This is a genomic window from Saccharothrix sp. (assembly GCF_031180885.1).
In the GTDB taxonomy this organism is placed as follows: Bacteria; Actinomycetota; Actinomycetes; order Mycobacteriales; family Pseudonocardiaceae; genus Actinosynnema.
This window is the reverse complement of sequence record NZ_JAPSLK010000070.1, coordinates 30,088-40,233: the sequence shown is the minus strand read 5'-3', so window position 1 is coordinate 40,233 and position 10,146 is coordinate 30,088. Positions and strand designations below refer to the sequence as shown.

The following is a 10,146-nucleotide window of genomic DNA, read 5'->3' as shown; positions in this document are numbered from 1 at the left end:
CGCAACAACACCGACGCCTCGGTCACATCCAAAACGGCACCATCAGCGGCCCGACGCAGGGCACGCCGCATGGCCACCGCACTCGGCCTCGGCTCGGGCGGGGTGATCGAGATGTCCACGGTCACGTCAACGACATTAGGCCGCTCATATTCCGTGTCCGACCTGTAGTGACGTGGCGCACTGTGCGGGTTCCCGAGGCTCAGCGCACCGGTGATCGGCCGGCTACCAGCAGTTCGGTGTTCCGGTCTCCAACCGCACCCGCGGCACTGAGGTTGGCGTGGGGGTCGTTGAAGGCGAATTCGCGGGCCAGGGAGGCCAGGCCGGACGGGGTCGCGTCGTCGTAGTCGGCGGCGTAGGGGGCGTCGGGTTCGACGAGGGTGGTGAACAGGGACAGGGTGCCGTCGCCGTTGTCCGCCAGTTCGACGATGCGGGCGTGTTGCGGGTGGTCGACGTGAGCGGCGGTGTTGATCTCCCAGAACGCGCGGTCGCCGGAGCCGTGCGGGACGATGCGGTTCTCGTGGGTGTGGCCGTTGACCCAGGCTACGACGTTCGGGAAGCGCTTGAGCAGGGCCACCAGGGCGTCGCCGGTCAGGCGCGGGTCGAGGGGGCGGCGGCGGTCGGGGAGGACGTTGCCCATGGTCCAGCTGGTGTGGTGGCTGAAGAGGATGAACAGTTCGTCGGTCACTGACTGGCGGTGCGGGATGCCGAAGGCGTCGTAGTAGCGGGAGCTGTTGCGGCGCAACGTCTTCTCCAGCCACAGGTACTGGTGCAGGCCGATCGAGCCGTCCGCGAAGCCGGCCGTCGTGGTGGTGTCGAGGCTGATGCCGGTGACGCCGGGCGCGATGCGGAAGGTGTAGAAGACGTCGATGCCGTCGGCGTTGTCCTCGGTGAAACCGTGGCCGGCGGGGCCGGGGCCGGTGTTGCGCGGGTCGAGGTGGGCGCGGACGAATTCGGCGGTGCTGAAGGGTTTCCGGCGGGTGTCGGGGGTGACCGTGCGGACCAGGCCGGCGTTCGAGGCCAGGACGGTGGCGGCGTCGGCGGCGTGGGTGGGGTCGGTCATGGCGCGGGCGATGCGGGCGCTGTCGGCCGGTGCGAAGCCCATGACCTTGCGGTTCCCGGTGTAGAGGGCGTCGAGCAACGGGATGCCGTCGGGGAGGGAGCCGACGACGCTGTCGTCGTGGTTGCCGAACGTGCAGTACCACGGGATGCGCAGGCCGGGGCTGTCGAACGGGCGGATGGCGGCGTCGAGGAGGTGCGGCAGGCGCGGGAAGCCCTTGGCCTGGTAGTCGTCGCCGGGGCCGGCCGGGTTCCAGTAGGCCGGGACGCCGGAGTTCTGGACGCCTTCGTAGCGCGCGGGGTCGCCGGTGTTGGCGGTGATCCGGCCGCCGTTGAGGACGGTGAGGAACCAGTCCAGCTCGACCTGTTCGTGGTTGTCGGTGTTGTCGCCGGTGGTCATCGTGAAGTCGATCGGGCGGCCCGTGAACGGGCCGGTCCGGATCGTGTTGACCTTGCGGACCAGGGCCGTGCTGGTGTGCTGGGCGAGGGTTTCGTGCGCCCGGAACGCGCCCGCGCCGAGCAGCGGGTGGGTGTACTCGAAGCGCGCGGGGCTCTGGGTGTCCACCATGTGCATGTCGGTGAACTGGACGAAGCAGGCGAGCGGGGTGCGGCGGTCCGCGCGGGCGGGGTCGGGCGGGGCGAGGTCGGTGCGGACGACCAGCGGCCAGCCGGGTCCGGCGGCGAGCCTGCGGTACCCGGTGCCGGTGGCGGTGGCCGCGACGTCGAGCGTCGTGCCGGTCGTGGCCGCGCCGGCGGGCATGCCGCTCCACAGCAGCGTCGCGCCCGCGAACCCGGTGGCCTGGAGGAAACGCCGTCGGTCGATCATCGCCCGTCCCTTCACCCGTCCGAAGGGTGAAAGAGTTTCACGATTTCCGGTGCGCGGTCACGAACTCCGGGTGAAGTGGGGCCGAACGAGCGAAGCCGGTCGTCGGGTGGATCGGTGCAGTTCAGCGCCGGTGCTCGACCAACTCCAACTCGATGAACGCCCCGATCATCGCCCGCCACACCGCCTCGGCGACCTCCGGCGCCAACCCGGCCCCCTCCGCCTCCGCCCGCACCTTGGCGATCACCTGCGCAACCCGGTCGGGCGCTCGCACGGCGTCCTCGTCCCTCTTGAACCCCGCAGCCGCTTTGACCAGCCCTTGGCGCTCCGCCGGCAACCGCACCAGTTCCCGGTCGATCGCATCGATGCCCGCCCGCACCTCGTCCAGCGACTCAGGCATACGTCACCGTGACGGGCGCGTGGTCCGACCACCGCTCGCCATAGGTCGCCGCCCGCTCGACCACCGCACTCGTGGCCCGCGCCGCCAAACCCTCGGTCGCCACCTGGTAGTCGATGCGCCAGCCCGAGTCGTTGTCGAAGGCCTTGCCGCGGTAGGACCACCACGAGTACGGGCCCGTCACGTCCGGGTGCAACGACCGGACCACGTCGACATAACCCGACGAGAACACGTCGGACAGCCACGCCCGCTCCGACGGCAGGAAGCCCGACGACTTCTGGTTCGTCTTCCACGCCTTCAGGTCGGCCTCGCGGTGGGCGATGTTCCAGTCACCGCACACCACGACCTCGCGACCGTCGGCCGCCGCCTTCTCGCGCAACTCCACCAGGTACGGCAGGAACGCGGCCATGAACCGCTCCTTCTCGTCCTGCCGGGGCGTGCCGACGTCGCCGCTGGGCAGGTACAGGCTGCCGACGACGACGTCCGCCAGCTCCACCTCGACGTACCGGCCCGAGTGCTCGAACTCCGCCGCGCCGAAGCCGATCCGCACCGCCTGCGGCGCCTCGCGCGTCAGCACCGCGACGCCGTTGCGGCCCTTGAGTTCCGAGTGGGCGTGAGCGGTGTGCCAGCCCTCGGGGGCGCGGACCTCGTCGGTCAGCTGGCCGGGTTCGGCGCGCACCTCCTGGATGCACACGACGTCCGCCGCGGTCGCGGCGAGCCACTCGAGGTAGCCCTTCTTGGCGGCGGCGCGGAGGCCGTTGACGTTCACGGTGGAGACGGTCAGCACGGGTCGGGAGCCTAATCGCGCGCGGCGACGGACCACCCGTGCGGGTACACCGCGCCGCAGCGGGCGCACGTCGCGACCAGGCCGAGCTGCCACACCAGCGGGCTGCTGCCCTCGGGCGACGGGACGCCGCGGACCTCGTGGCCGTCGAGGGTCGCGCGCAGCTCGGGCCACTCGGGCTCGCACGCGCACGAGGTCACCTCGGTGCGACGGGACGCCCGCCATCGGAAGAACATGACCCCAATCTAAGCGCAGTTGCTGTCCGAGGTGGGCGTGACGAACTGGTCGTTGACCCACCGGCCGTCGGACAGCAGCCGGAACCCGTTCTGCACCAGGCGTTCCGCCTTCACCACCGCGTCCCGCTGGACGGTCGCCACGATGGGCTGGGTGTCGGCCGGGCCGGAGCGGACGTTGAGGATGTCCGCGGTCACCGTCACCTTGCACTCCTGCGCTGTGGGCTCGGGGACGAGCTGCTTGCCGCCGTTGGCGACGTACATCAGCCCGGCCGCGCCCAGCACGCCGATCACGATCATCCCGCGCAACGGAATACCCAACATCGCCAACGCCTCCCCGACACCGCTCCTGAGGTGCAGATATAGCGCGGGCGGGCGGCTTGCTGAACGTCCGCGGCCCGAAACCACCCGGCAGGGGAACCGAACGAGTGACCCGGTCACGCCCCGAGAAGCACGAAGGGGACCGCTCGGGTGAGCGGTCCCCTTCGATCACAGCCAGGCTCAGCCGGCCATGCGCTTCTGCAGGTTCTCGTCCAGGGTGCCGAGGAAGTCCTCGGTGGTCAGCCACTCCTGGTCCGGGCCCACCAGCATGGCCAGGTCCTTGGTCATCTTGCCGCTCTCGACGGTCTCGACGATGACCTTCTCCAGGGTCTCGGCGAAGCCGGTGACCTCGGGGGTGCCGTCCAGCTTGCCGCGGTGCTTCAGGCCACCGGTCCACGCGTAGATCGACGCGATCGGGTTGGTGGAGGTCGGCTTGCCGGCCTGGTGCTGGCGGTAGTGGCGGGTGACCGTGCCGTGCGCGGCCTCGGCCTCGACGGTCTTGCCGTCCGGGGTCATCAGCACCGAGGTCATCAGGCCCAGCGAGCCGAAGCCCTGCGCCACGGTGTCGGACTGCACGTCACCGTCGTAGTTCTTGCACGCCCAGACGTAGCCGCCCTCCCACTTGAGCGCGGCGGCGACCATGTCGTCGATCAGCCGGTGCTCGTAGGTCAGGCCGGCGGCCTCGAACTGCGTCTTGAACTCGGTGTCGAACACGTGCTGGAAGATGTCCTTGAAGGCGCCGTCGTACGCCTTGAGGATGGTGTTCTTCGTCGACATGTACACCGGGTAGTTGCGCTGCAACCCGTAGGAGAACGAGGCGCGCGCGAAGTCCTCGATCGACTTGTTGAAGTTGTACATGCCCAGCGCCACGCCGCCGTCCGGGCCGTAGTTGGCCACGACGTGCTGGATCGGCTCCGAGCCGTCCTCGGGCGTGAACGTGATGGTCAGCTCGCCCGCGCCCGGCACCTTGAAGTTGGTGGCCTTGTACTGGTCGCCGTGGGCGTGGCGGCCGATGATGATCGGCTTGGTCCAGCCCGGCACCAGCCGCGGGATGTTGCTGATGATGATCGGCTCGCGGAAGACGACGCCGCCGAGGATGTTGCGGATCGTGCCGTTGGGCGAGACCCACATCTTCTTCAGGCCGAACTCCTCGACCCGCGCCTCGTCCGGCGTGATCGTGGCGCACTTGACGCCCACGCCGTGCTTCTTGATGGCGTGCGCGGCGTCGATCGTGACCTGGTCCTCGGTGTCGTCCCGGTGCTGGATGCCCAGGTCGTAGTACTCGAGGTTGACGTCCAGGTACGGGTGGACCAGCTTGTCCTTGATGAACTGCCAGATGATCCGGGTCATCTCGTCGCCGTCGAGTTCGACGACGGTTCCCTGAACCTTGATCTTGCCCATACTCAGGGCGCTCCTCTCGCGACAGTGCAAGCAAGACAAGCGTACTGCTATGTCCGGCTGCTTGTGTCCCACCACGGCTTAAATGGGAACGGGGTCACAATGCCTTAGCCTCCACGACACGATCTTGGAGGGGGGCACCATGTCGACCGGACCCACGCACGCCATGAGCGGTTTACTGGCCTGGGCGGCGGTGACCGCGCTCGCCGACAACCATCCCATCGGCCAGCTCACCCCGCAGAGCTGGGCCGTCGGCGCGGTGCTGGCCACCGGTGCGGCGCTGCTGCCGGACCTGGACCACCCGTCCTCGACCATATCGCGGACGTTCGGGCCGGTCAGCGCGGGCGCGTCAGCGGCGATCAACACGGTCAGCTCGTGGGTCTACCGGGCTACGCGGACCCGCAAGGACTCCAACCGAGACGGCGGGCACCGGGGCCTCACGCACACGCTGGTGTTCGCGCTGGCCGCCGCCGTGGGCACCACCGCCGTGGTCCAGCAGTCCCAGAAGTGGGCGCTGCCGGCGCTGATGTTCGTGTTCGCCGGCCTGGCCGTGCGCGGGATCATGAACGACTGGTGCCCGCAGAAGGACGCCCTGCTCATCACGGTCGTGTCCGGCGTGATCACGGTCGTCTGCGTGGCGTGGACGGCCCAGACGCCGGCCAGCGCGGCGGCGTGCGGGGTGGCGGTCGGCATCGGGTGCGTCGCGCACTACCTGGGCGATGCGATCACCGAGCAGGGCTGCCCGATCCTGTGGCCGATCCCGCTGGGCGGCAAGACGTGGTTCCCGGTCGCGCCGCCGAAGGTCATGCGCATGCAGACCGGCGGGACGGTCGAGATGGCCATCGTCGGGCCGCTGATCACGCTGCTCTCGGTGTGGCTGTCGGCGGCGGCGCTGCAGTCCATCGGCGCGCTCCCGTTCCTGGACGGGTTCGACCTGCTCCCGATCTAGGTCCCGATCCGGCTCCCGACCTGGACCTCGGCCCGGACCCCGATCCGGAATTCGGATTGCGGCCATTCGCCGGCTACCCGAACATCACCCGATCGGACTAGCCTGCACCGCGTGCACAGGGTTCTGCCGAGCACCGCCACCTCGGCGCACGCCCCTGCCGCCACCGCGGAACCGCAGGTCGGGAACCCCTTTCCGACCAGGGACTTCCGGAACGGGCACGACCCGTTCTACCTTCGGCTCCGCACAACGGGCAGCGACACCGACTCTCGTGGACGTGCGATGACGACTTGGCTCGGGCTGGACGCGGGTCACGACGACCCGACCACCGCGGACGCGACGGCGGTGTCGCTGTACGAGTCCCTGCTGTTCCACGCGCAACTGGTGTGCGTGCACGTGGTGGAGGACCACCACGCGATGTCGTTCCGGCTGACCGACGTGCCGTCGGAGAACACCGTGTCGACGCTCATCGAGCGCGGCTACGGCGTCGCCGTGCACAACGGCAGCCTCCAGCGCCTGGCCGGTCCGGAGACCCTGGCGCGCGGGGCCCTGCGGGCGGCGCTGGCGCACCGGGACCGGCGCGAGGGCCGTGCGCTGCGGTTCCCCGGCCAGCGGTCGCTGCGCGGGCGCTACGGCGTGTCGGACATCCTCGCGTTCAGCGCGATCGAGGAGGTCCTGCCGCACGGCACCAAGAGCGTCGACGCGCGCGGGGACCTCCAGCCGGCGTTCGTCAACGGCCGGTTGGTGCTGGAACTGCCCTAGCCCGGGTGCGAGCCGACGGTGTCGCGGATCTGGTCGCCGAGGCTGTCCGCGCTGCGCGCGCAGTGGGCGCAGCAGAAGAACCGGCCCTCCACCTCGACGCCGTGACCCAGGATCCGGCAGTCGCAGTGCTCGCAGCGCGGCGCGAGCCGCTGGATGGCGCACTCGAAGCTGTCGAACGTGTGCACGCCGCCGACGGTGCGCACCTCGAACGTCATCCAGTAGTCGTTGCCGCAGACGTCGCAAGTCGCCATGGACGCAGCCTGCTCCCACCCGGGAACCCCGGCAACTCGAACCCGCCCCCAACACCGTCCACAGTGGACGCGAGAGGTGGTCTCCCGCCACCCGGACGGAGCAAGGGCGGGGCGCGGACCAGGCCGGATTCGAACCGGCGTCCTCCCGCACCGAGGTGAGGGCGCGTCAACCACTGCGCTACAGGTCCCAGCGAGCACCCCAACCCTAACCGTGACCACGCCCCGACTGACAGTGCCGCTAAGGTCTGCCCTCGTGCGCGGGGTCGACTACTACGAACTCCTCGGGGTCGGTCGCAACGCTTCCCCGGCGGAGATCAAGACCGCCTACCGGTCGCTGGCGAAGGTCATGCACCCCGACGCGGGCGGCTCGTCGCTGACCTTCCGCATGCTCCAGGAGGCCTACGACACCCTCCGCGACCCCGCCCGGCGCCGCGACTACGACCGGGGCCCGACGTTCACCCGACCGGGCACGCGCCCCGCGGGGACCCGCCCCCCGCGCACCGGACGGGTCGGGCGGCTGCGCAACTTCGGCGAGGACCCCGACTTCGTCCCCCCGACGCCCGCCGTGGACCTCGGCGGCATCGCCTGGTGGCACCTGGTGGACACCACGCAGCGGGTCCGGTACGCGCCGGTCGCCGGCCCCGGGCACGCGCCCGCGCTGGCCGCGCTGTGCGGGTGGTTCTTCCTGCTGGTGCCGGTGTTCGCCCTGGACTTCTCGCCGTTGACGCTGGCCCTGTGGCTGGTGGTCGTCGCCGCGGCGGCGGTGGCGGCGTTCCGGCTGGTCAAGCGGTACGTGGCGGCGGTGCGGGCGGACCGCGCGTTCGCCGCCTCGGTCGACACGGACGTCGTCCACGGCACGACCGACGACCGGCCGTGCGAACGGATCACCGCCGACCTGCTCAGCCGCTACCTGACCCGGCTGCCCGGGGCCCGGATCTTCCACGGCCTGGCGTGGCCGGACTCGGTGTTCGCCGACGTCGACCACGCCGTGCTGTGCGGGCGGCGGCTGGTGCTGATCGAGTCGAAGGCGTGGCTGCCCGGCCACTACACGGCCGCGGACGACGGGACCCTGTGGCGCAACGGCCACCCGTTCCGGGGCGGCGGGACGCGCCTGCCGCGCAGCCTCGCGCTGTACCGGAAGCTGTTGCCGTGGCTGGACATCCGCACCGTGCTGCTGGTGTACCCGAGCCGGGCGGGCGAGGTGACGGCGGACGACGTGGACGTGCCCGTGCCGCCGATGACGCCCGCGCAGTTCGTGGAGGAGATCGGCGACTGGCTGGCCGAGGAGCCCGCCACGGTCGACCGCGAGGCGTACCGCCTCCTGCTCAGCCGCGTCGTGCCGATCGTGCGCTGATCAGCCGTTTGGCCGCTCCCTGCGCCCGGTCGCCACGGGCTAGGTTTCCGCGAACCACGCCGCCCGCCGTCAGGAGCCCGCCGATGAAGATCGACGTCTTCAACGAGATCCAGGACCCGCGCCCGTGGTCGGACGGGCACCAGGCGGCGCGCATCGACGAGGCGCTGGAACAGGCGAAGCTGGCCGATTCGCTGGGTTACGGCTGCTGGTGGCAGGTCGAGCACCACGGCGCGGAGGAGTTCAGCCTGTCGTCGGCCCCGGAGCTGATGCTGGCCGCGATCTCGCAGCAGACGTCCCGCATCCGCCTGGGCCACGCGGCCGTCCTCGCGCCCGCGCGCTTCAACCACCCCATCCGCGTCGCCGAGCGAGCCGCCATGCTCGACGTGCTCAGCGGCGGCCGTCTGGAACTGGGCCTGACCCGCTCGACCGCGCCGGAGTGGCGGTTGTTCGGGATCGACCCGGCGGACGTGCGGCGGCAGACGCAGCAGGCGTTCGAGATGGTCCCGAAGATGTGGACGTCCGAACGCTTCTCGTACCGCAGCGAGGACTTCGAGATCCACGACGTGCCCATCGTCCCCAAACCCCTGCAATCCCCTCACCCGCCGCTGTGGCAGGCCGCGGCCAGTCCCGCGTCGTTCGAGGAGGCCGGCCGGCGGGGCGTCGGTGTCCTGGGCACCACCATCTGGGAATCGGTAGAACGCGTCCGCCGCATGGTCGCCCTGTACCGGGCGGCCGCCGAGTCCTGCACCGAGCCCGTCGGCGAGTACGTGAACAACCAGATCGCGTTCTTCACCTTCGTCCACTGCGCGGAAACCGACGAACAGGCCATCCGCAACGGCGCCGTGGCGGCCGCCGCCTGGTACACCGTCCAGGCCCTGACGTTCTTCGAGGCCGCAGCGGCCTTCGTGGAGACGGTCGAACACCAGAAACGCCTGATGGAAGACCCGTCAGGCGGCGGCCTGACCGGCGACTTCCTCCGCGCCGAAGCCGCCGCGTTCACCGGCCCGAACCCCGCCCAACTCGTGATCGGCCGGGTGCTCCAGGGCGAGGCAGTCCCCGACGAGGAGATCTTCGAGGCCCTGAACGCACAGGACTCCCTGATCGTCGGCAGCCCGGAAACCTGCCGCAAAAAGCTCCGCACCTACGCCGACCTCGGCATCGACCGCCTGATGGCCTTCCACCAGGTAGGCAACCTGTCCCACGACTCCGTCATGACCAGCCTCCGCCTGCTCGGCGACCTGATCCCCGAATTCGACCGCTAATCGACTGGGCAAGCGATACCGCGCAGCAATCCGCAGCGTTACCCGCAACCACACGATCGGGTGATGAAAACCGGCTCGGTTAACGGGTTCGAAGGTGCTCGCGATTCCTCAGTACATCGATTCCGAGGACGTGTACACCATGACTTTCCCGCAAGGTGCGCCGATGCCGCACGCGCCGGTCCAGACCGCCCCGAAACCGACCCGCTTCGCCGGCCTCGCGTGGACCGCGCTCATCCTGGGCGTCATCGGCGTCGTCGGCTCGCCGGTCGTCTTCCTGAACAACGTGACCGCTGTCGCGGCGGCGGTCGGGATCGTTCTCGGCGTCATCGCGCTCTTCGGCAGCAAGAAGGTGCTCGCGGCGACCGGCACCGTGCTGTGCGTCCTGGGGATCGTCTTCACCGTGATGGCGCAGTCCGCGGCCGTGGCCGAACTGGACCGCATCCTCGACGGCAGCACGAACCAGGGCCAGGTGGGCAACGCCGGCACCGACTCCACCGCCCAGCCCGAACCCGCCAAGACCCCGCCGACGTGGGGTCAGCGCTACACGTGGGCGGACGGC

Annotated in this window: 11 protein-coding genes, 1 tRNA gene and 1 pseudogene; 5 read left to right on the top strand and 8 right to left on the bottom strand. The window is 70.3% G+C overall.

What is annotated here, in order from left to right:
* Positions 1-199 precede the first annotated feature (199 nt).
* The 6 genes from RIN75_RS39450 to RIN75_RS39425 all read right to left on the bottom strand — a co-directional run bounded on the left by RIN75_RS39450 (position 200) and on the right by RIN75_RS39425 (position 5,015).
* On the bottom strand, positions 200-1,882 hold the full coding sequence (locus RIN75_RS39450; RefSeq protein ID WP_309117217.1) for a TIGR03767 family metallophosphoesterase: 1,683 nt from the start codon (positions 1,880-1,882) through the stop codon (positions 200-202).
* A gap of 121 nt (positions 1,883-2,003) precedes the next feature.
* Positions 2,004-2,279: a chorismate mutase gene (locus RIN75_RS39445; protein WP_309117216.1), complete on the bottom strand. Its 276-nt coding sequence runs from the start codon at positions 2,277-2,279 to the stop codon at positions 2,004-2,006.
* Entirely contained in the window at positions 2,272-3,063 is a 792-nt protein-coding gene (locus tag RIN75_RS39440) for an exodeoxyribonuclease III (RefSeq protein ID WP_309117215.1), read from the bottom strand. Before RIN75_RS39440 ends, RIN75_RS39445 begins: the two co-directional genes overlap by 8 nt.
* Before the next feature lie 11 nt (positions 3,064-3,074).
* On the bottom strand, positions 3,075-3,296 hold the full coding sequence (locus tag RIN75_RS39435) for a hypothetical protein (protein ID WP_309117214.1): 222 nt from the start codon (positions 3,294-3,296) through the stop codon (positions 3,075-3,077).
* A 9-nt stretch (positions 3,297-3,305) separates the two neighbouring features.
* Positions 3,306-3,617 (bottom strand): SH3 domain-containing protein, encoded by a 312-nt coding sequence (locus RIN75_RS39430; protein WP_309117213.1) that lies wholly within the window; start codon positions 3,615-3,617, stop codon positions 3,306-3,308.
* 177 nt (positions 3,618-3,794) lie between these two features.
* Entirely contained in the window at positions 3,795-5,015 is a 1,221-nt protein-coding gene (locus tag RIN75_RS39425; RefSeq protein ID WP_309117212.1) for an NADP-dependent isocitrate dehydrogenase, read from the bottom strand.
* A 139-nt stretch (positions 5,016-5,154) separates the two neighbouring features.
* Here RIN75_RS39425 and RIN75_RS39420 point away from each other — a divergent pair, with 139 nt between their 5' ends.
* Together RIN75_RS39420 and RIN75_RS39415 are read left to right on the top strand one after the other, a co-directional pair.
* Positions 5,155-5,961, top strand: a complete 807-nt coding sequence (locus RIN75_RS39420; RefSeq protein WP_309117211.1) for a metal-dependent hydrolase — start codon at positions 5,155-5,157, stop codon at positions 5,959-5,961.
* A gap of 279 nt (positions 5,962-6,240) precedes the next feature.
* Positions 6,241-6,720, top strand: a complete 480-nt coding sequence (locus RIN75_RS39415; RefSeq protein WP_309117210.1) for a hypothetical protein — start codon at positions 6,241-6,243, stop codon at positions 6,718-6,720.
* On the opposite strand, the gene RIN75_RS39410 is transcribed toward RIN75_RS39415, so the two are convergent.
* Together RIN75_RS39410 and RIN75_RS39405 are read right to left on the bottom strand one after the other, a co-directional pair.
* A complete protein-coding gene (locus RIN75_RS39410; RefSeq protein WP_309117209.1) occupies positions 6,717-6,971 on the bottom strand; it encodes a Prokaryotic metallothionein in 255 nt (84 codons plus the stop codon). The two genes, RIN75_RS39415 and RIN75_RS39410, sit on opposite strands and share 4 nt — an antisense overlap.
* A 114-nt stretch (positions 6,972-7,085) precedes the next feature.
* Positions 7,086-7,159, bottom strand: a tRNA-OTHER gene (locus RIN75_RS39405).
* Between the two features lie 65 nt (positions 7,160-7,224).
* Between RIN75_RS39405 and RIN75_RS39400 the strand changes: the two genes are divergently transcribed.
* The 3 genes and pseudogenes from RIN75_RS39400 to RIN75_RS39390 form a co-directional block, all read left to right on the top strand.
* A complete protein-coding gene (locus tag RIN75_RS39400; protein WP_309117208.1) occupies positions 7,225-8,325 on the top strand; it encodes a DnaJ domain-containing protein in 1,101 nt (366 codons plus the stop codon).
* 83 nt (positions 8,326-8,408) lie between these two features.
* Positions 8,409-9,587, top strand: a complete 1,179-nt coding sequence (locus tag RIN75_RS39395) for an LLM class flavin-dependent oxidoreductase (protein ID WP_309117207.1) — start codon at positions 8,409-8,411, stop codon at positions 9,585-9,587.
* Positions 9,588-9,750: 163 nt separating this feature from the next.
* Positions 9,751-10,146, top strand: a pseudogene (locus tag RIN75_RS39390) (hypothetical protein); the annotation flags it as partial.